This window comes from Nocardioides convexus, assembly GCF_011090295.1.
This window is the reverse complement of sequence record NZ_JAAMYA010000001.1, coordinates 3397526-3415215: the sequence shown is the minus strand read 5'-3', so window position 1 is coordinate 3415215 and position 17690 is coordinate 3397526. Positions and strand designations below refer to the sequence as shown.

Annotated in this window: 23 protein-coding genes and 6 pseudogenes; 8 read left to right on the top strand and 21 right to left on the bottom strand. The window is 72.8% G+C overall.

Going from position 1 to position 17690, the window contains the following annotated elements; all coding sequences use genetic code 11:
- Positions 1-12: 12 nt before the first annotated feature.
- Positions 13-765 (bottom strand): MMPL family transporter, encoded by a 753-nt coding sequence (locus G5V59_RS25540; protein WP_278258367.1) that lies wholly within the window; start codon positions 763-765, stop codon positions 13-15.
- Positions 723-887, bottom strand: a complete 165-nt coding sequence (locus G5V59_RS25535; protein WP_278258366.1) for a hypothetical protein — start codon at positions 885-887, stop codon at positions 723-725. The genes G5V59_RS25540 and G5V59_RS25535 overlap by 43 nt, the downstream gene beginning before the upstream one ends.
- A 244-nt stretch (positions 888-1131) precedes the next feature.
- Here G5V59_RS25535 and G5V59_RS25530 point away from each other — a divergent pair, with 244 nt between their 5' ends.
- Positions 1132-1650, top strand: coding sequence for a hypothetical protein (locus G5V59_RS25530; protein ID WP_278260349.1), 519 nt, complete (start codon positions 1132-1134; stop codon positions 1648-1650).
- Positions 1651-1729: 79 nt separating this feature from the next.
- Here G5V59_RS25530 and G5V59_RS25525 read toward each other — a convergent pair whose 3' ends face one another.
- From G5V59_RS25525 to G5V59_RS25485, 9 genes and pseudogenes are all read right to left on the bottom strand, one after another.
- Positions 1730-2500, bottom strand: coding sequence for a hypothetical protein (locus G5V59_RS25525; protein ID WP_278260348.1), 771 nt, complete (start codon positions 2498-2500; stop codon positions 1730-1732).
- A gap of 255 nt (positions 2501-2755) precedes the next feature.
- Positions 2756-2878 (bottom strand): annotated as a pseudogene (locus G5V59_RS25520) (NAD-dependent protein deacylase); the annotation flags it as partial.
- Positions 2879-3072: 194 nt separating this feature from the next.
- Positions 3073-3183, bottom strand: a pseudogene (locus G5V59_RS25515) (NAD-dependent protein deacylase); the annotation flags it as partial.
- Positions 3184-3304: 121 nt separating this feature from the next.
- Positions 3305-3592 (bottom strand): hypothetical protein, encoded by a 288-nt coding sequence (locus tag G5V59_RS25510; protein WP_278260050.1) that lies wholly within the window; start codon positions 3590-3592, stop codon positions 3305-3307.
- A 103-nt stretch (positions 3593-3695) separates the two neighbouring features.
- A pseudogene (locus G5V59_RS25505) lies at positions 3696-4001 on the bottom strand (transporter substrate-binding domain-containing protein); the annotation flags it as partial.
- A gap of 13 nt (positions 4002-4014) precedes the next feature.
- Entirely contained in the window at positions 4015-4317 is a 303-nt protein-coding gene (locus G5V59_RS25500) for a hypothetical protein (protein ID WP_278258365.1), read from the bottom strand.
- Positions 4318-4390: 73 nt separating this feature from the next.
- Positions 4391-5160: pseudogene (locus G5V59_RS25495) on the bottom strand (amino acid ABC transporter ATP-binding protein).
- A 281-nt stretch (positions 5161-5441) separates the two neighbouring features.
- The gene (locus tag G5V59_RS25490) at positions 5442-5867 is read right to left on the bottom strand and encodes a hypothetical protein (protein WP_278258364.1); all 426 of its coding nucleotides are present in this window, start codon (positions 5865-5867) and stop codon (positions 5442-5444) included.
- Positions 5868-5881: 14 nt separating this feature from the next.
- Positions 5882-6136 (bottom strand): hypothetical protein, encoded by a 255-nt coding sequence (locus G5V59_RS25485; RefSeq protein WP_278258363.1) that lies wholly within the window; start codon positions 6134-6136, stop codon positions 5882-5884.
- Positions 6137-6232: 96 nt separating this feature from the next.
- On the opposite strand from G5V59_RS25485, the gene G5V59_RS25480 reads away from it, so the two are divergent.
- The gene (locus G5V59_RS25480; RefSeq protein WP_278258362.1) at positions 6233-6964 is read left to right on the top strand and encodes a GNAT family N-acetyltransferase; all 732 of its coding nucleotides are present in this window, start codon (positions 6233-6235) and stop codon (positions 6962-6964) included.
- On the opposite strand, the gene G5V59_RS25475 is transcribed toward G5V59_RS25480, so the two are convergent.
- Complete coding sequence (locus tag G5V59_RS25475) at positions 6930-7658, bottom strand: calcium-binding protein (RefSeq protein WP_278258361.1); 729 nt, start codon at positions 7656-7658, stop codon at positions 6930-6932. The two genes, G5V59_RS25480 and G5V59_RS25475, sit on opposite strands and share 35 nt — an antisense overlap.
- 145 nt (positions 7659-7803) lie before the next feature.
- On the opposite strand from G5V59_RS25475, the gene G5V59_RS25470 reads away from it, so the two are divergent.
- Together G5V59_RS25470 and G5V59_RS25465 are read left to right on the top strand one after the other, a co-directional pair.
- Positions 7804-8118, top strand: coding sequence for a hypothetical protein (locus G5V59_RS25470; protein WP_278258360.1), 315 nt, complete (start codon positions 7804-7806; stop codon positions 8116-8118).
- On the top strand, positions 8115-8438 hold the full coding sequence (locus tag G5V59_RS25465) for a hypothetical protein (RefSeq protein ID WP_278258359.1): 324 nt from the start codon (positions 8115-8117) through the stop codon (positions 8436-8438). The genes G5V59_RS25470 and G5V59_RS25465 overlap by 4 nt, the downstream gene beginning before the upstream one ends.
- Positions 8439-8513: 75 nt before the next feature.
- Here G5V59_RS25465 and G5V59_RS25460 read toward each other — a convergent pair whose 3' ends face one another.
- Positions 8514-8798 (bottom strand): hypothetical protein, encoded by a 285-nt coding sequence (locus G5V59_RS25460; protein WP_278258358.1) that lies wholly within the window; start codon positions 8796-8798, stop codon positions 8514-8516.
- Positions 8799-8861: 63 nt separating this feature from the next.
- Between G5V59_RS25460 and G5V59_RS25455 the strand changes: the two genes are divergently transcribed.
- Positions 8862-9044 (top strand): hypothetical protein, encoded by a 183-nt coding sequence (locus tag G5V59_RS25455; protein WP_278258357.1) that lies wholly within the window; start codon positions 8862-8864, stop codon positions 9042-9044.
- Positions 9045-9053: 9 nt separating this feature from the next.
- On the opposite strand, the gene G5V59_RS25450 is transcribed toward G5V59_RS25455, so the two are convergent.
- Both G5V59_RS25450 and G5V59_RS25445 read right to left on the bottom strand, forming a co-directional pair.
- On the bottom strand, positions 9054-9443 hold the full coding sequence (locus tag G5V59_RS25450; RefSeq protein WP_278260049.1) for a PPOX class F420-dependent oxidoreductase: 390 nt from the start codon (positions 9441-9443) through the stop codon (positions 9054-9056).
- A 197-nt stretch (positions 9444-9640) separates the two neighbouring features.
- Positions 9641-10588: pseudogene (locus G5V59_RS25445) on the bottom strand (1,4-dihydroxy-2-naphthoyl-CoA synthase).
- Positions 10589-10660: 72 nt separating this feature from the next.
- On the opposite strand from G5V59_RS25445, the gene G5V59_RS25440 reads away from it, so the two are divergent.
- The 3 genes from G5V59_RS25440 (at position 10661) to G5V59_RS25430 (ending at position 11831) form a co-directional block, all read left to right on the top strand.
- The gene (locus G5V59_RS25440; protein ID WP_278258356.1) at positions 10661-10978 is read left to right on the top strand and encodes a MerR family transcriptional regulator; all 318 of its coding nucleotides are present in this window, start codon (positions 10661-10663) and stop codon (positions 10976-10978) included.
- On the top strand, positions 10975-11355 hold the full coding sequence (locus tag G5V59_RS25435; RefSeq protein ID WP_278258355.1) for a thioredoxin domain-containing protein: 381 nt from the start codon (positions 10975-10977) through the stop codon (positions 11353-11355). Before G5V59_RS25440 ends, G5V59_RS25435 begins: the two co-directional genes overlap by 4 nt.
- Before the next feature lie 287 nt (positions 11356-11642).
- The gene (locus tag G5V59_RS25430; protein ID WP_278260048.1) at positions 11643-11831 is read left to right on the top strand and encodes a nitroreductase/quinone reductase family protein; all 189 of its coding nucleotides are present in this window, start codon (positions 11643-11645) and stop codon (positions 11829-11831) included.
- A gap of 12 nt (positions 11832-11843) precedes the next feature.
- Here G5V59_RS25430 and G5V59_RS25425 read toward each other — a convergent pair whose 3' ends face one another.
- From G5V59_RS25425 to G5V59_RS25400, 6 genes and pseudogenes are all read right to left on the bottom strand, one after another.
- Positions 11844-12470 (bottom strand): hypothetical protein, encoded by a 627-nt coding sequence (locus G5V59_RS25425; RefSeq protein ID WP_278258354.1) that lies wholly within the window; start codon positions 12468-12470, stop codon positions 11844-11846.
- Positions 12470-13603: an AAA family ATPase gene (locus G5V59_RS25420; protein ID WP_278258353.1), complete on the bottom strand. Its 1134-nt coding sequence runs from the start codon at positions 13601-13603 to the stop codon at positions 12470-12472. The genes G5V59_RS25425 and G5V59_RS25420 overlap by 1 nt, the downstream gene beginning before the upstream one ends.
- Before the next feature lie 58 nt (positions 13604-13661).
- Positions 13662-14405: pseudogene (locus G5V59_RS25415) on the bottom strand (AAA family ATPase); the annotation flags it as partial.
- A 405-nt stretch (positions 14406-14810) separates the two neighbouring features.
- Positions 14811-15905, bottom strand: a complete 1095-nt coding sequence (locus G5V59_RS25410) for a 3'-5' exonuclease (protein ID WP_278260047.1) — start codon at positions 15903-15905, stop codon at positions 14811-14813.
- 199 nt (positions 15906-16104) lie between these two features.
- Positions 16105-16863: a UvrD-helicase domain-containing protein gene (locus tag G5V59_RS25405; protein WP_278258352.1), complete on the bottom strand. Its 759-nt coding sequence runs from the start codon at positions 16861-16863 to the stop codon at positions 16105-16107.
- A complete protein-coding gene (locus tag G5V59_RS25400) occupies positions 16755-17624 on the bottom strand; it encodes a hypothetical protein (RefSeq protein WP_278258351.1) in 870 nt (289 codons plus the stop codon). Before G5V59_RS25400 ends, G5V59_RS25405 begins: the two co-directional genes overlap by 109 nt.
- Positions 17625-17690: the final 66 nt, after the last annotated feature.

Genomic DNA, 17690 nt, shown 5'->3' with positions numbered 1-17690 from the left:
CAGAAGCGAGTCTCATCGCCGCGGCGACGGTGAGCGCCGAGAAGGCGACCGTGCGCCCGGCCGTCGCCATCGTGCGCACCAGCGCGGCGCCCGTGTCGTCCGGCGTGCGGGCAATCTCCTCGCGGAAGCGGGAGACCACGAAGAGCGCGTAGTCGATCGCCAGGCCCAGCCCGAGCAGGGTGATGATGTTGGGCGCGAAGATCGAGACGTGGACCAGGCTCGTTGAGCCCGGCCACCGTCGCCCGGGCGCCGACCACGGCCGCGAGCCCGACCAGGACGGGCATCAGCGCGGCGACCACGCTGCGGAAGATGAGGAGCGAGAGCAGCAGCACGATCGGCATCGAGACCAGACTCGGCGCGCAGCAGGTCGGCCTTGGTCTCCTTGTTGACGTCGACGTAGACCGCGTAGGGGCCGGCGAAGTCGGTGGCCAGGCTGCTCTCCGCGACGACCGGCTCCATCCGCTCGAAGGCGTCGCCGAAGTCGTCCTGGCTGGTGCCGACCAGGGAGACGTACACCGCCGTCGCGTGACCGTCCTTGCTGACCATGGCGGGGTCCTGGGCGTCGTACCAGGTCTGGGCGGCGGCGACGGTGCCGCGCGGCACCGAAGCGAGGGTGCGCTCGACCTCGGCCCGGAAGGCCGGGTCGCTCGCCTGCGCCGTCGGGCTGGAGAAGATCACGATCGTGTCCACCGAGCGGTTGCCGAAGGTGGCACGCTCCTGGGTCAGGCTCGCGCGCCGACTGGCTGCTCGGGTCGTCGAAGCCACCCGCGTCGAGCCTTGTCCTCGAGCCCGATCCCGGCGATCGCTGCCGCGGCGGTGATGCCGAGGCCCACCAGCAGCACCACGATCGCCCGTCGTACGACGAGAGCGCCCCATCGCTCGATCATCGGCGTGTCCCCTGCCTGTCCGTGAAGCACCATCAGTTTCGTTAACACTGTAAACCGTAAACGGTGTAAACTCCTCACGTCAAGCCATCTCGGACCTCTCGTAGGAGTCACGTGCCCCACCTCCCCGCACCCGCCACCCGTCGCGAACGCCAGCGGGAGGCGACGTACGACGAGATCGTGGCGGTCTCCGCACAGCCTGCTCGCCGAGGGCGCGGACCTGTCGCTGCGCGCGGTCGCCGGGCGGATGGGGATGACCGCCCCCGCGCTCTACCGGTACGTCGAGAGCCTACCAGCGAACTCGTCGACCTGGTCGCCTTCGAGACTCGACAAGGCCGCCACCGCCGAGTGGCGCGCGGCGGCCGAGCGCTTCCCGGCCGACGACCCGGCCGCGCGGCTCACCGTCGCCTGCGTGCGCTTCCGGCAGTGGGCGCTCGCCAAGCCCCGCGAGTTCGCCCCGGTCTTCGCCAACCCGATCGCGGAGGGCGACACGCACCGCCGCGAGCCTGCTCACCGTCTCCACGTCCGGGCACTACTTCACGGACCTGCTCTGGGAGATCTGGGAGCAGACCCGGTTCCCCTACCCGCGCCTGGACGAGCCTCGACCCGGTCATCCGGGAGGCCGTCCTGGAGCCGCTCATCCCCGCCAAGGCCGACCACGTCCCGGCCGAGGAGCGCGGCCTGCTGTGGGTCTACATGCGCGCCTGGTCCGCGCTCTACGGCGTGGTCACCCTGGAGTCCACCGGGCACTGCGACCCGCGGGTGATCGCCTCCGGGCAGGCTCTTCCGGGCCACCCTGCTCGACTGGCTGGCGCCGCTCGGGCTCGACGACGACCGGACCCGGATCACCGGGATCCTGGACGCGGAGCCTGGCGCGGGACTAGCCGCCGAGCCTTGGCCAGGTCGACGGTGTCGGAGGCGGCCGGCCTCTTCGCGTTGACCGGCACGTCGAACTGGCTGAGCGTGACGGCGCCTTCCTTCTTCACGTCCCAGCGCAGGAAGTAGTGGGGGTCGCTTGACGCCACCCACGCCACGCCGGGGTTGCCGTCGTCGGACGTGAACGAGACGCCCACCGCGTCCTTGCCTGCGACCTTCTTGGTGCCGGTGACCTTGGATCCCTTGCCGCTGACGTCGTCGGACTTCAGGCTCGCCCAGGAGGCCGTCGAGGTCGCAGAGCCTCGGCGAAGCCCTCGGTGTCGGAGGAGTCGGTGGCCCACCGGTCGCCGATCAGGCTTCATCGCGGCGTCCGCGTCCCCACCGGCCTGGCTGCGCCAGAACGCCTCGTCGGCCTTGAAGTAGGAGACCCCGTCGACGGCGATCAGCCGGAACGAGCCCGTCCCCGGGATCTTCATGCTGCCGACACAGTCACCGCTGGTGCTGATCGAGACGTCCATGACGATGGCCTCGCCGTCGTCGACGATCCTGCCCTTGAGGTGGACCGACGTCAGGTCCTTCATCGCCGCCTCGACGTCCTTGCCGATCTGCTTGACGGAGGTGTCGGCGTAGGCCTTCGGCTCAGCGCCCGATCCGGTGTCGGCGGCGTCCTCGCCGTCTCCGCAAGCGGTGAGTCCGAGCAGGACGAGGGGGACGAGGGCGAGGGTGCGGGCCGAGAACATGGCGTCACAGTAACCCGGCACATCCTGAAAAGACGTGCTCAGGCCCAGAGCACCTCGCGCGCCCACACGGGCACCAGGTCGCCGGCACGGCCCTGCCGGGCCTCGTGGAAGAAGTGCGTGCCCTCGCTCGGCTCGAGGTTCAGGCTCCAGGGTGCGCGCGCCGTGACGGCGGGCGTGCTGGACGAAGCCGGCGGCCGGGTAGACCGCACCCGACGTACCGATGGAGACGAACTGGGTGGCCTCCGAGAGCGCGTCGACGATCCGGTCCATCTCGTAGGGCACCTCGCCGAACCACACCACGTCGGGGCGGAGGTCGTGCACGCCGCAGCCCGGGCAGGCCGGCTCGTCGAGCAGCGTGCCCTCCCACGGCGAGGCCACGCCGCAGGAGCGGCACAGCGCCTTGCGCAGGCTCGCCGTGCATGTGGATCACGTTGCGCGAGCCGGCCCGCTCGTGGAGGTCGTCGATGTTCTGGGTGACGACGAGCAGGGCGTCCCCCATCGTCTCCTCCAGGCTCGGCGAGCGCGCGGTGGGCCGGGTTCGGCTCGACGTTCGCGAGGGCGGCCCGGCGCTCGTCGTAGAAGCGCTGGACGGTGGCGCGGTCCCGCTCGAAGCCCTCGGGCGTCGCGACGTCCTCGACCCGGTGGCCCTCCCAGAGCCCGTCCGCGTCGCGGAAGGTGGGCACCCCGCTCTCCGCGGAGATGCCGGCACCGGTCAGGACGACGATCTGAGGCACGTCCGGAGGCTACTCGCCCTCCGGGTGACGGCAGTCACCCGGAGGGCGGGCGCGAGACGCGACGCCCCGGTCACTGGTTGTCGAGCGGCAGCCCCGGCGGGTTGATCTCGGACTTCTCGACCGCCTCGTTGGAGAGGTTGTACGTCGCGAGCCACTTCGCGTACTGACCGTTGTCGATGAGGTAGTTCAGTGCCGCGGCCACCGCCTCCACCAGCCCCGAGCCCTTCTTGGTGGTCGCTGCGATGAGGCCCTGCAGGGAGGACCCGGCGCCGGAGTAGGTGCCCGCGGTGCGGTACTTGTCGCCCGTCTGCGACTCCTGGTAGGCGATGCTCGGGTTCGGGCCGAAGTAGGCGTCGATCTGGCCGGAGTCCAGCGCCGTCCACTGCGAGTTCGCTGTCGGCGAAGTACTTGATGTCGATGCCCTTCTTGCCCGCCTTCTTCAGCGCGTCACTGAACTCGACGAGGATCTTCTCCTGGTTGGTGCCTGCGCTCACCGCGATGGTGAGCCCCTCGAGGACGGCCGGGTCGCCCTTGAAGTCCAGGGTGCTGTCCTTCTTGACCGCGAAGGCGACGTTGTCCTTGCGGTAGCCCGCGAAGTCGTAGGTCTCCTTGCGCTTCTCGGTGTCGGTGATGTTGGAGAAGCCGACATCGGTGGCGCCGCTGTCGATGCCGACGAAGAGGTTGTCCCAGGTGGCGTTGACGACCTCGGGCTCGAGGCCGAGGACGGCGGCGACGAGACGGCCGAGGTCCGGCTCGGCGCCGGTGATGGTCTTGTCGTCGTCACCGACGAAGGCCAGCGGCGGGAAGCCGTCGGGCAGGGCGCCGACCCCGATGACCAGGCTTTGCCCTTGTCGAGGACCGCCTTCGGGAGCCTTCGCCCGGATGTCCTTCTGGACGGGTACGTCGAGGGTGGTCTTCTCGAAGGCTGGTCGCGGTGTTCGCGATCGTCACCTGGCCCTCGGCGTCGCCCGACGCCTCGGCGTCGCTGCCGCAGCCGGTCAGCGTCGAGGCGAGCAGGGCGGCGACGGAGGCGGCGAGCAGGGCGCGGCCGAGGGGTCGGCGGAGCGGACGGGTGGCAGACATGGTTCTCCTAGGTCGAGCATCGTGGGACCACCGGCGGGACCGCCGGCGGGGTGCTGCGGAGGGAGCCTGCGGGTCAGAGGACCTTCCCGAGGAACTCGCGGGTGCGGGCGTGCCGCGGGTGGTCGATCACCGTCTCCGGTGGGCCCTGCTCGACGACGACGCCGCCGTCGATGAAGACGACGTGGTCGGCGACCTCGCGGGCGAAGCCGATCTCGTGGGAGACGATGACGAGGGTGGTGCCACTCTCGGCGAGCGCCTTGATCACGGCCAGCACCTCGCCGACCAGACTCGGGGTCGAGCGCAGAGGTGGGCTCGTCGAAGAGCAGCAGGCCCGGCTCGAGGGCGAGCGCGCGGGCGATCGCGACCCGCTGCTGCTGGCCACCGGAGAGCCTGGCGCGGGTAGGCCTTGCCCCGGTCGCCGAGACCGACCTGGTCGAGCAGACTCGCGGGCCCGCGCCCGGGCCTGCGAGGGGGTGGCCCGCTTGTGGGCGAGGAGCGGCTCGGCGACGTTCTCCTCGGCGGTCAGGTTCGGGAAGAGGTGGAAGGCTCTGCGCCACGAAGCCGATCCCGGTGCGCTGCTCGCGGATCGCCTTGGCCGGCAGGCTCCTGGAGCCGCCCCCGGTGCTCGCGCACCCCGACGAGCCGGCCGTGCACCGCGACGTACCCCAGGTCCAGGGGCTCGAGGTGGTTGATCGCGCGCAGCAGCGTGGACTTGCCGGAGCCCGAGGGGCCCAGGATCACGGTCACGCCGCCCGCCGGCAGGGTCAGGTCGATCCCCCTGATCACCTCGGTGCCGGCGAAGGCCTTGTGGGCGTTGCGGATCTCGACGGCGGGGGCGCTCATGCCCGTGCCTCCGTCAGCCGCAGGCGCAGCCCGGCGAGCGTGCCGCGCAGCCGCTGGAAGGGCGTCGGCGGCAGGGTGCGGACGGCACCGCGGGCGAAGAAGCGCTCGACGTAGAACTGCACGACCGAGAGCACCGCCGCGATGACGAGGTACCACGCCGAGCCGGCCAGCAGGATCGGGATGATGTCGCCGGGGAGCCGCGACTTCACGATGTTGACCGCGCCGAAGAGGTCCTGCAGGGAGACGAAGTAGACCAGCGAGCTTCATCTTCACCAGCCCGATCAGCCTGGTTGACGTAGCCGGGGACGATCGAGCGCAGCGCCTGCGGCAGGACCACCCGGCGCAGCCGGCGCAGCGGCGAGAGACCGAGCGCGTTGGCGGCCTCGACCTGACCCGGGTCGACGGAGAGGATGCCGCCGCGGATCAGGCTCCGCGGCGTACGCCGCCTCGTTGATCGTCAGCCCGACGACACCCGCCACCAGCGGCGCCAGCAGCAGGGGCGTCTCGGTGCTGAACAACGCCGGCAGGAAGGGGATCTTGAGCGCGAGCGTCGGGAAGAACTGCGACAGGTTGTAGACGATGATGAACAGCACCGGCAGCGGCAGGGACCGGAAGAACCAGATGTAGAGCCAGGCCAGGCCGTTGAAGAGCGGGTTGCGCGAGAGCCGGGCGAGGGCGAGCACGGTGCCGAGGACGAAGCCCAGCACGGCGGCGTACAGCGTCAGCCTGGAGGGTCAGCCGCAGGCCGTCGAGGATGACGGGCCGAGTGAAGTAGCCCCCGAAGTCCTGCCACTGGTAGTTCGCGTTGCCTGCGATGTCGAGCACCAGGGAGGCGAGGAGGAGGGCGATCACGATCGTGGCGACCCACCGCACCAGGTGCGGGCGGGGCAGCACTCGCTTGGTCGCGAGTCTCGCTGCGCACCACGTCGGACGTCGGCGTCTTGGTGGCCGGCACGACCACGGGGATGCTGCTCATGGCGGTCCTCTCGGTTGGTGGGGCAATATTGACCTATGACTAGTGAATTAGTCGAGATTCTCGACAATCCAGCATGGCACTCGCTGACCGGTCCGCATGCCGGACTGGCCGAGGGCAGCGGTCTGGCCCGGCGCTACCGCCGCGACGTCTCGGTCTTCCACGCCCTCGCCGACCAGCGCGACCCGCAGGCCTGGGCCGATCTCGCTGCGCTCACCGGCCCCGGCGGCGAGGCGACGATCAGCGGCGACGACGTACCTCCTCCCGACGGCTGGACGCTCGTCGCCGGCGGCACGGGCGTGCAGGCTGGTCGAGACCCCCGCCGTCGCGGCCCGCCCCGACCCCGCGGCCGAGGTGCTCGACGGCACCGACCCGGCGGTGGTCGCCGAGATGCTCGCCCTCGTCGCGCGCAACCAGCCCGGCCCCTTCCTGAGCGGTACGCCGCGGATGGGCACCTACCTCGGCATCCGCCACGAGGGGCGCCTGGTCGCCATGGCCGGCGAGCGGGTGCACCCGCAGGGCTGGACCGAGATCAGCGCGGTGTGCACGGACGCGGACTTCCGCGGCCGGGGTCTTGCCAGCCGGCTGGTCCTGGCCGTCGCCGCCGGCATCCACGCCCGCGGCGAACGCGCGCTGATGCACGCCGCCGCGACCAACACCGGCGCGATCTCGGTCTACCTCGGCCTCGGCTTCGAGCCTGCGCCGGCACACCTCCTTCCGGCTGGTGCGGGCACCCGGCACGGCGACAGGCCCCCACCCCGTGGAGGTGGAGGCCCGTCAACCGGCCTGAGCGGGATCAGTGGAAGGTGTCGGCCGCGTTCTTGTTGGTGACCGCGACGTCGAAGTTGTCCACGTCGACGTCGTCACGGTGGGCGCTGTCGTGCTCGACGGCGTCCTTCACCGCGAACCGGTCCTTGCCCTGGCCGCCGACGAGGTGGTCGTAGGCCGGCGCCACCTCGTGCGACTCCAGGCTGTCGTCGCCGGCCTGGCCCTCGACCCAGTCGATGCCCTCGTAGCCGTTGAGGTAGTCGTTGCCGTCGCCGCCGTAGAGCCTCGTCCGAGCCGTCGGGCACGTTCGGGCCGGCGTAGGCTGATCAGGGTGTCGTTGCCCTCCTCGCCGCGCAGGACGTCGTCGCCCGCGCCCCCGTTGACCAGGTCGTTCTCGGTGCCGCCCATGACGAAGTCGTCGCCCGCCTCGCCGAGGACCTGGTCCATGCCACTGCCGGTGTAGATCTCGTCGTCCCCGGAGCCGCCGTACACCGTGTCGGCGCCGGTGCCGGACATCACCTCGTCGTCGCCGCCGAGGCCGTAGATCGTGTCGTTGCCGGAGGTCCCGATGATCTCGTCGGCGCAGGCGGTGCCGTACGTCGTGACGCCGGGCTTGGCGAAGACCAGGTTCGGGCTGTCGCCGCAGACGGGGCCCGCGGAGGCCGCGCTGGCGGTGATGGTGAGCCCGGCGAAGGCGGCCGCACCGGCGAGGGCGAGCCTGGGAGACGCGGGTCAGACGGGGGGAGGTGGTGGTCATGGCGGTGTCCTCGGTGGTGAGAAGGTCGGCGCCGGTCGGTCGCCGGGCTCACGGGTAGGAGCAGCGACGCGGCCGGACCTTGCAGAAAACTCGTTGAGTACGACGACTCACGCGCCACCTCCTGCTCGGCTGGGACCGTCGAGGCGTGAAGACCCCCCTCCTGCTCGCCTCGTTGACGTGCACCGCCCTCCCCCTGCTGGCCGCGTGCGCGGGCGCCAGCCACGCCGGCGAGGCCGACGACCTGCGCGACCGGCTGGCCACGCTGCCCGGGGTGAGACTCGGCGAGGCTCGACTACACCGAGCCGGTCACCCTCGACTCCGGCAAGCTCCAGCTGACGGTCGCCCTGGCCCAGGACGCCGACGCGTCCGCGGTCGTCGCCGTCGTCACCACGACCTACGACGCCTTCTCGGGCGTCCACCACGGCGAGGAGGGCGACCTCGACGTCACCTGGCGCGGTGACGTCGTCCACCTGCGCAGACTTCGAGCCGGACGCCGACACGGCCGCGGTGAAGGCCGCCGCCGAGCAGGCCGTCCCGGTGCTGGAGGCCGAGAACGTACGCGTGGACCTCGAGACCCAGGACGTCGCCCGGGCACCCCACGTGCGCACCCGGTTCACCGTCACCACCGCCCCCGGACCGGACGCGCTGCTCGCCGCACTGCCCGCGCTGGACCGGCGCTTCGGCACGATCCCCCACGCCGACTGGACCGTCCAGGCCACACCCGAGGGCAGCCTGGACGCTCGTGGCCGGCGGCGGTCTCCCCCACGCCGAGCAGGCTGATCCTCTTCGGCCGGTTGCGCGCCGGGCTCCCGCGGGGCGCGGGCGTCTGGCTGGGCGACGACGGGGCGACCAGCCTCACCCTGCCCGCCGGTACGACGCCCGAGGCCGCGGCGGCGCAGGTCGAGCGGCGACTCGCTCTGCTCGGTGGAGCGCGCACGGCGTCGTACGACCTGATGGTCGGCGAGAGCCTGGAGGTGTCGATGATCGGCGGCGAGTGCTCCTTCGACGCCGGCCCGCTCGGTCAGCAGGCTCCGGCGCGCACACGGCGGGCAGTGCGCGAAGGTGCTCGACCAGGGCTGAGCCGCACCGCTGCCGATGTCCGCGGTATGCGCGGGAGATCGCTGGGTACCGCCCCTTCACCTCGTCCAGAATCGGCGGGGTCCGGCTGCGCGGAGACCGCGCACCACTCTCAGGAGAGTCACCATGACTCAGGAAGCAGCCCCGGCCCCGCGCGACGAGGACCGGGCCACCGTCCACCACTACATCCGGCTCTTCGGCCGGACCCCCACCGACGACGAGCCTGCTCCGCTTCCGCGAGGCCCGCGCGCGCGTCGTACCGCCACGGGGGTGCGCTCCCGCGCCGCCCGCCTCATCGTCCGGCTCTGAGCCTCCCGCTCAGCCGTCGCCCAGTCGCGCCGGGAAGCCACCCGTCGCGACCGGGCTCCACCGGGTCGGGGTGATCCGGAGCAGCGACTTGCCCTGGTCGAGCATCGCCTGGCGGTACTCGTCCCAGTCGGAGTGCTCGCCCGAGATGTTGCGGAAGTACTCCACGAGCCCGTCCAGGGCCTCGGGCACGTCCAGCACCTCGCACGTCCCGTCCACCTGCACCCACGGACCGTTCCACTCGTCCGAGACCACCACGACGCTCACCCGCTCGTCGGCCCGCGCGTTGCGGGTCTTCGCACGCTCGGGGTACGTCGCGATCACCAGCCGGCCGCTGTCGTCCACCCCACCGGTCACCGGTGAGGCCTGCGGCGAGCCGTCGGCGCGACGGGTGACGAGCAGGAAGCGGTGACGGGGGCGGACGAAGTCGAGGAGCCTCGTCGAGGCCGACCTGGGTGTTCGTGGCGATGGTGCGCGGCATGGGACCTCCAGGGCCGTGGGACCGGGCTTCCAGTGCTACCAGGCGGGGCTGAGGGGCTCAAGGACAGCCGGAAGGTCGGCTGACCTCCAGACCATCTCGTGGCTGCGGCCAGGCCTGATCAGTAGTACCAGGGGTACGGCGACCAGTCCGGCTCGCGCTTCTCCAGGAACTGGTCGCGGCCCTCCTGCGCCTCGTCGGTCATGTACGCCAGGCGGGTGGTCTCGCCGGCGAAGAGTCTGCTGGCCGACCAGGCCGTCGTCGAGGAGGTTGAAGGAGTACTTGAGCATCCGCTGGGCGGTGGGGCTCTTGCCGTTGATGAGGCGGCCCCACTCCAGGGCGGTGGCCTCCAGGCTCGGCGTGCGGTACGGCGCGGTTGGCGGCGCCCATCCGGACGGCGTCGTCGGCGTCGTACTCCTGGCCGAGGAAGAAGATCTCGCGGGCGAACTTCTGGCCGACCTGGCGGGCGAGGTACGCCGAGCCGTAGCCGCCGTCGAAGGAGCCCACGTCGGCGTCGGTCTGCTTGAAGCGGGCCTGCTCCTTGGAGGCGAGGGCGAGGTCGCAGGTGACGAAGAGGCTGTGGCCGCCGCCGGCGGCCCAGCCGGGGACGACGCAGATGACGACCTTCGGCATGAAGCGGATCAGCCGCTGGCACTCCAGGATGTGCAGCCGGGCGAGCCTCGCCTTGTCGATGACGCTGGGCTCCTCGGCACCGGTGTCGCCGGAGCCGATCTCCTTGTCCTCGTACTGGTAGCCGGCACGGCCGCGGATCCGCTGGTCGCCGCCGGTGCAGAAGGACCACTTGCCGTTCTTGGCGCTCGGGCCGTTGCCGGTCAGGAGCACGCAGCCGACGTCGGCGGACTGGCGCGCGTGCTCCAGGGTGCGCAGCAGACTCGTCCACGGTGTGCGGGCGGAAGGCGTTGAGGACGTCGGGGCGGTCGAAGGCGATCCGGACCGTGCCGTGCGCCTTGGCACGGTGGTAGGTCAGGTCGGTCAGGTCCTCGAAGCCGGGGACGACGTCCCACTGACTCGCGTCGAACGTCTCGCTCACGCCCTCGATCGCACTCATGGACCGAACGCTAGCGGCTCGGGGAGGCTCGGGCTTGACCTTGACCCCGGGGGCAAGGTCTACGGTCGGAGCGTGCTCATCAAGGACCTCGCCCAGCGGGCCGGCGTCAGCGTGAAGGCGGTGCGCTACTACGAGTCGCGCGGGCTGATCGCCCCGGACCGGGCGGCCAACGGCTACCGGGAGTACGACGACGCCGACGTGCTCGTGGTCCGCGAGATCCGGGCGCTGCTGAGTCTCGGACTCACCGCCGAGGAGACCGTGCCGTTCGTGGAGTGCCTGCGCGCCGGCAACGACCGGGCCGACGTGTGCCCGTCCTCGCTGGACGCCTACCGGCTGCGCATCGCCGAGATCGACCGCCGGATCGAGGAGCCTGAGCCGGCTGCGCGGTGAGCCTGTCCGGGCTGCTGGACGACGCCGAGAGCCTACCGACCCGAGGAGAAGAGATGACCCTGCAGGAGATCACCGACGCCGACTTCGAGGCGGAGGTGCTGGCCTCCGACGTACCCGTGCTGGTCGAGTGGTGGGCCACGTGGTGCGGGCCGTGCCGCCAGGTCGGGCCGGTCCTGGAGCGGATCGCCGACGAGCGCGCGGGCTCGCTGCGGGTGGTGAAGATGGACCAGGACGCCCATCCCGTCCAGTCCGCCGCGCACCGTGTCATGGGCGTGCCGACGATGATCCTGTTCCGCGACGGGGCACCGATCCTGCAGATGACGGGCGCGCGGACCAAGGCCGCGATCGAGCGGGCCGTCGACGCGGCACTGGAATAGCCGCGCCGCGCGTGGTCTTGTGGGGGCATGACCCTTTCCGGTGAGTACGAGCCGAGCAGCCAGCAGTGGGTCCGCGACCAGGTCGCGGAGTACGAGGCCTCCGGTGGCCAGCGCGCCAACACCCTGCGCGACACCGGCGACCCGATCGTGGTGATCACCAGCGTCGGCGCCAAGTCCGGCAAAGCTCCGCAAGAACCCGGTCATGCGGGTGGAGAAGGACGGGACGTACGTCGCGATCGCGTCCAAGGGCGGCGCCCCGGAGAACCCGAGCCTGGTACGCCAACTTCGTGGCGCACCCCGTCGTCGACCTCCAGGACGGCCCGGAGCCCAAGCCCTACCGCGCCCGCATCGCCGAGGGCGAGGAGCGGCAGCAGTGGTGGGACCACGCCGTGGCGACCTGGCCGACCTATGCGTCGTACCAGGAGAAGACGGACCGGGAGATCCCGGTCTTCCTGCTGGAGCCCGTCGAGGACTGAGCCCGGCCGGGGTCAGTCGTTCGCGGTCGCGATCGTGTTGGCGAGGCCGCACAGGTGGCCGAGCCGCGCGATCTCGGAGTCCGCGAACTCCGGCCCGCCGCGCCGGCCGATGACGACCACCTCGTTGCCGTCGAGCCGCGCGGCGGCGTAGAGCGTGACCTCGTCCTCGGGCACCTCCGGGCGCACCGGTGCCTCGATCTCCACGAACTCCAGGCTCCTCGGGAGCGGCGCTCGTGCCGTAGACGACCCCCTTGGCGCGGTGCAGGCGCGCGGCCCAGTCGACCCGGAAGGTCGCCGGCAGCAGGTCCACGAGCCGGTCGAAGGCGCGATCGGGCGCAGCGGTGAGTCTCCTCGACGGCCTCCAGGTCCATGACCAGGTTGCCGCCCGCGGGATAGCGGCTGATCCAGAGCACCTCGACGCCCTCGACCGCGCTGCACGCCGAGACCACGGAGTCCGGCATGGTGCCCACGGCGACGTCGAGCAGGACGTCGTCGACGACGGTGCCGTCCTCGCGCTTCTCGACGATCTCGATCGCCTCGATGTCGCCCCCCGACATACCGATGGCCGTCGCGACGCGACCCAGCGAACCGGGGACGTCGGGCAGCAGCACACGGAGCAGGAACGGCATGCTTCGACACTAACCCGCACGCGTTTCAGGACCGTTGCGGGCCCACCGGTTGGTCTCCGTCCTCGGCCAGGCGTTGACGCAGGCCCGTCGCACGCTGCGCGGTCGTCTCGACCGCGGCGCGTACGGCGGCCTCCGAGCCGACCACGACCACGCGCTCCTCGGCACGGGTGACCGCGGTGTAGAACAGACTCGCGGGTCAGCAGCCGCGAGTCCGCGTCGGGCAGCAGCACCGCGACCTCGCGGGCCTGGCTGCCCTGGCTCTTGTGGATGGTCATCGCGTGCATGGTCTCGATCGCGCCCAGCCGGGCGGGGGCGAAGGGCCGCGGGCTCCCGGCGCCGGCGATCCATGCGCGCGGCCGGCCGGTGCGGTCGGGGACCACCACGCCGGTCTCGCCGTTGTAGACGTCGAGCGCGTAGTCGTTGCTGGTGACCAGGAGCGGGCGGCCGGCGTACCACGCGGAGCCGAGCGAGGTGCCGGTACCGGCGGCCAGCCACTGCTCGACGTGGCGGTTCCAGGCGCGGACGCCGAAGGGCCCCTCGCGGTGCGCGCAGAGCAGCCGGAAGCGCTCCAGCGCGGCCAGCGCCGCCTCCGGACCCTCCTCGACGGCGGCGGTGCGGACGGCGAGAGCGGCGGCCGTGCAGCGCTCGCGGAGGGCGGTGACGGGGTCGTCGGTCTCGACGTACTCGACCTCGCCGGTGCCGGCCCGCAGCGCTGCGAGCACCCCCTCGGCCGCGCCCGTGCCGTCGTCGCGCAACGCCGCCGCGAGCGCCTTGATCTGCTCGGTGGAGCGGTGGTTCTCGGTGAGCGCGACGACTGGCGAGTCGGCGTGCCCTGCGAAGCCCGCCACCAGGTCGGAGAGCACCGCGCCCGCGCCCACCGAGGTGAGCCTGGCGCGGGTCGCCGACGAGCACCAGCCGGGTCTCCGGGCGGACCGCGTCGAGCAGCCGGGCCATCATCGTCAGGTCCACCATCGACGCCTCGTCCACCACGATCAGGTCGTGCTTGAGCCGGTTGGACCGGTCGTGGGCGAAGCGGGTCGTGTTGTCGGGGCGCCAGCCCAGCAGGCGGTGCAGCGTCATGGACTCCGGTACGGCGAGCCGGCCCGGCCCGTCGCCGAGCACGTCCAGGCCGGTCAGGCTCACGGACCACGGCCTCCTGCAGCCGGGTCGCGGCCTTGCCGGTGGGCGCCGCCAGGGCGATCGACATCCGCCGCTCGTGGTCGGCGGCGAACTGGTCGGCCAGCGCGAGCACCAGCCGCGCGACCGTGGTCGTCTTCCCGGTGCCGGGCCCGCCGGTGAGCACGGTGGTGCGGTGCCGGGCGGCGTGCGCGACGGCCGCCTCCTGCTCCGGGCTCAGGTGCCGGCCCCGCACCCGGTCCAGCGTCGCGGCCAGCACCCGCTCGTCCACAGGTGGGGCGCCGAGCGCGATCCGGGCCCGGAGGTCGTCGGCGATCTGGCGCTCGAGGCGGTGGTAGCGGTCGAGGTAGACCAGCCCGAGCTCGCGCTGCACGGCTCCGGCCGCCACGAGCGGCGAGGCGTCGATCGCGGCCGACCAGTCGGCGAGGTCGGGCCACACCAGGTCCAGGTCCGTCAGGTCGGGCAGCGCCTCCAGGTCTAGGCCCACCGAGCCGCCACGCACCGAGCGGACGGCGAGCGCCACGGCCAGCCGAACGCGGTCGTCCTCCTCGCCCGCCAGCGCGGCCACCCGCTCCGCCACCCGGACGTCGGCCGCGTCCACCAGCCCCGCCGCGTTGAAGTCCGCGAGCAGGCCGGACGCCCCGCGGGCCACGCGCGGGTCGTGCGGCGAGGTCGCCTCGAAGCGGTCGGTCACGGCTTCCACCCGTCCAGCAGGTCGGACAGACTCGGTCACCAGCACGGGCGGCGGCTGCCAGGTGAAGACGCCCGCCGGCGCGCCGTCCACCACCGGCGTCTCCGGGCCGCACATGCCGCGCAGGTAGAGGTAGACGACACCGCCGAGGTGGACCGCCGGGTCGTAGCCCGGCTGGCGCCAGCGCAGGAAGCGGTGCAGCACCACGGCGTACAGCAGGGCCTGGAGCGGGTAGTCGGAGTGACTCATCGCCTCCTCCAGCGCCGCCTTGTCGTACGACGCCGCGGTCAGCGGCTCCTCGGCGGGCCCCAGCCAGTTGGTCTTGTAGTCGACGATCACGTAGCGCGGCGCGTCCTCGCCGCGCAGCCGCAGCACGACGTCGACCGAGCCGTTGAGGTAGCCGCGCAGCACCTGGCCGCCGAGCAGCGGGTTCTCCAGCGTCTCGGCGTACCCCGGACGGGGTCGTCGTCGGGCAGGTGCCGGCGCAGCAGGGTGGCGATGTCGCCGAGCAGCACGGTCTCCTCACCGGGCGACCAGTCGTCGCCGCGGGCCAGCGGCAGGCTCGAAGGCGAACTCGCAGAGCCTGTCGCGGGTGCCGATCCGGCGCAGCGTGGAGTCGTCGAGGAGCGGGCCGAGCGGGGAGTCGAGGACGGCGACGAGCGCATCGGCCAGGCTCCTCGCGGTCGAGCTCGACGGGCCACCAGGTGAGCCTGCTCCTCGACGTGGGCCAGCAACTCCGCGCGCAGGTCCGCGGCGCCGGGGTCGGCGTGCTCCAGGACCGCGTGCACCAGGGAGCCGAAGGTCGCGCCGACCGGCAGGTCCGCCATCGGCGAGGGCACGCCCGCCCCCGGCCCTGCGGGAGCGACCTCGAGCCCGACCCCCTCGTCGTCCTTGACCGCGACCTCGGGCTCGCTGGCCACCCCGGGGAGCGCCTGGGCGGTGGCGAGGTCGACATTGCTCAGCGCGGAGTACGACGTGCGCCGCCACTCGACGTCGACGGTGCGGGTGAACTCCCGGGCACCCAGCAGCGGCTCGGGGTCGCGGGGGAACCGGCCGGCGTCGGCGGCCGGGGCCGCGACCTCCGGCTGGGGACCACCGCGGTCGCGCCAGGCAGCGAAGAGCGCGGTCACGGCGTCCTCGTCGGGCACCGGTGGAGCCGGGGGGACCTCGCCGCTCAGCGCACCGTCGGGAGCCGCCCGCCGCATCAGCAGCCGGTGGAAGGGGGGACGCCTCGGCGTTGCGGGTCGGTGCCCACCACGCCACCACCTGGCTCTGCGCCCGGGTGAGCGCGACGTAGAGCAGCCGCAGCCACTCGCCGGCCTCCTCGTCGGCCCAGCGCCGGCAGTGGTCGGTCCAGTCGGGACCGGAGCCGCCGACGTCGAGGCACCGGTGCCCCTCGGCGTCGTGGAAGAGCGGGCGCTTGGGCTTGCCGACGTGGCGGTCGGCCAGGGCGGGCACGTAGACGACGGGGTACTGCAGGCCCTTGCTCGCGTGGATCGTCACCAGCTGCACCGCCGCCGCGTCGGAGTCGAGCCGGCGGGTGCGCTCGGCGCCGCGCCCCTCGCGCGCCTCGACGACCTGCTCGCGCAGCCAGGCGAGCAGCGCGACCGCCCCCATCTGCTCGCGCTGGGCGACCTCGTGCAGCACCTCGCCGATGTGGCGCAGGTCGGTCAGCGTGCGCTCCCCGCCGACGCGGCCGAGCAGCCGCTCGGGCAGCCCTCCGGCGACCGCCGCCTCGACCACGGCCGCGACCCCGCGCCGGGCCAGTGCCTCCGACCACGCGCGGAGCCGGTCGCCGAGCTCGTCGGTGAGGTCGTCACCCCCGGCGTCGAGCCCCGCGGCGTCGTAGCCGAGGAAGCAGGTGAGCGCCGCCGCCCGCACCCGCAGCGTGCGGTGCGGCTGCTCCAGCGCCTCCAGCAGCGCCAGCCACTCGGCCGCCGCCGGGGTCGCGAAGACGCTGCCGCCGCCGGCGATGACCGCGGGCACGCCGACCTCGCGCAGCGCTGCCTGGGCCGCCGCGAGGTCGGAGTGGCGGTAGCAGATGACCGCGACGTCGCTGGGTCGCAGCGGCCGGCCGTCGAAGGTCGCGTCCGGCGCGGTGACCAGGGCGCGGACGTCGTGGGCCAGGTCGCGGGCGATCCAGGGCCGCACCTTGGGCATCGGCAGCGTGGCCGAGCCCCGCCGGCCGAAGGACTCGCGGCGCACCACCCGCACCCGGAACGGCTCGGGGTTCGGGACGCCGGCCAGGCGCGACTCCTGGTGGTGCGCGGTCACCTCGTGCACGACGATCTTCGGGTCGCCGGTACTCGGCACCGCCCATGAGCGCCTGGAACCGGGCCAGCAGCCCGGCGTCGCTGCGCCGGTTGACGTCGAGGGTCTGCCGGGTGGTGGCCGTCCCCGCCGCCGTGAGGTACGTCGTGACGTCGCCCCCGCGGAAGGCGTAGATCGCCTGCTTCGGGTCCCCGATCAGCACCATCGTCGCGTGCCCGGTGAACGCCCGGTCGAAGACCTGCCACTGCACCGGGTCGGTGTCCTGGAACTCGTCGACGAGCACGATCCGCCAGCGCTCGCGCATCCGGGCCCGGGCCGGGGAGTCGGCGGGCGCGAGCGCGTCGGCGAGCCTGGCCGAGCAGGTCGTCGTAGGAGAGGACGCCGAGGCGGCGCTTGCGCCGGTCGAGCTCGGCGCGGACCGCACTGGCGAAGGCGACCCGCCGCCCGGCCGGGTCGGTGCGCGGCAGGCCGGCCGGCTCCAGCCGGGCCTGCGGGTCGCGGACCACGTCGCGGGCGATCGCCAGCGCGTCGCCGTGGGTGAAGGCAGGAGCGTCGGAGCCCTGGGCGAAGGCGCGCAGGTAGAGGTCGTCGACCACCTCGACCAGCATGTCGTCGAGGTTGTCGCGCAGACTCGGCGCGGGCATCGGTGTCGCCGGCGACACCGAGCGAGTCGAGCACCAGCGAGCAGAACTGGTGGATCGTGGCGATCGTCGCGGCGTCGAAGTCCGCCAGCGCCTGGACCACCCGCCGGTGCCGCAGCCGGCGCTCGGCGCCGTCGCAGTCGAGCAGCAGCCGGATCAGGTCGGTCGGCTCGACGTCCGGCGCGGGCTCCTCGGACAGCGCGCGCTCGGCCTCCACGAGTCCGGTGGCGCACCTGCTCGCGCAGGCTCCTGGCTGGCCGCGCGGCCGAAGGTGACGACGAGCAGTCTGCTCCAGCGGGACGGCCTCCTCGGCGACGTACCGGGTCACCAGGGCGCCGATGGTCCAGGTCTTGCCCGTGCCGGCGCTGGCCTCCAGCAGGGTGGTGCCGGTCGGCAGCGGGCCGCGGATGTCGAACGGCGTCATCGCTCCGCGCTCCAGTCCGCCGGGACAGCAGGGTCCCCGCGGCGTTGTTCGTCGCAGGAGCGACGC

Excerpts from the sequence above, each read along its gene's own strand:
- G5V59_RS25535 (WP_278258366.1), bottom strand. The coding sequence starts at position 887 with ATGATCGAGCGATGGGGCGCTCTCGTCGTACGACGGGCGATCGTGGTG.
- G5V59_RS25530 (WP_278260349.1), top strand. The coding sequence starts at position 1,132 with ATGGGGATGACCGCCCCCGCGCTCTACCGGTACGTCGAGAGCCTACCA.
- G5V59_RS25525 (WP_278260348.1), bottom strand. The coding sequence starts at position 2,500 with ATGTTCTCGGCCCGCACCCTCGCCCTCGTCCCCCTCGTCCTGCTCGGA.
- G5V59_RS25500 (WP_278258365.1), bottom strand. The coding sequence starts at position 4,317 with ATGTCTGCCACCCGTCCGCTCCGCCGACCCCTCGGCCGCGCCCTGCTC.
- G5V59_RS25485 (WP_278258363.1), bottom strand. The coding sequence starts at position 6,136 with ATGAGCAGCATCCCCGTGGTCGTGCCGGCCACCAAGACGCCGACGTCC.
- G5V59_RS25480 (WP_278258362.1), top strand. The coding sequence starts at position 6,233 with ATGCCGGACTGGCCGAGGGCAGCGGTCTGGCCCGGCGCTACCGCCGCG.
- G5V59_RS25475 (WP_278258361.1), bottom strand. The coding sequence starts at position 7,658 with ATGACCACCACCTCCCCCCGTCTGACCCGCGTCTCCCAGGCTCGCCCT.
- G5V59_RS25455 (WP_278258357.1), top strand. The coding sequence starts at position 8,862 with ATGACTCAGGAAGCAGCCCCGGCCCCGCGCGACGAGGACCGGGCCACC.
- G5V59_RS25410 (WP_278260047.1), bottom strand. The coding sequence starts at position 15,905 with ATGGGGGCGGTCGCGCTGCTCGCCTGGCTGCGCGAGCAGGTCGTCGAG.
- G5V59_RS25405 (WP_278258352.1), bottom strand. The coding sequence starts at position 16,863 with ATGCGCGAGCGCTGGCGGATCGTGCTCGTCGACGAGTTCCAGGACACC.
- G5V59_RS25400 (WP_278258351.1), bottom strand. The coding sequence starts at position 17,624 with ATGACGCCGTTCGACATCCGCGGCCCGCTGCCGACCGGCACCACCCTG.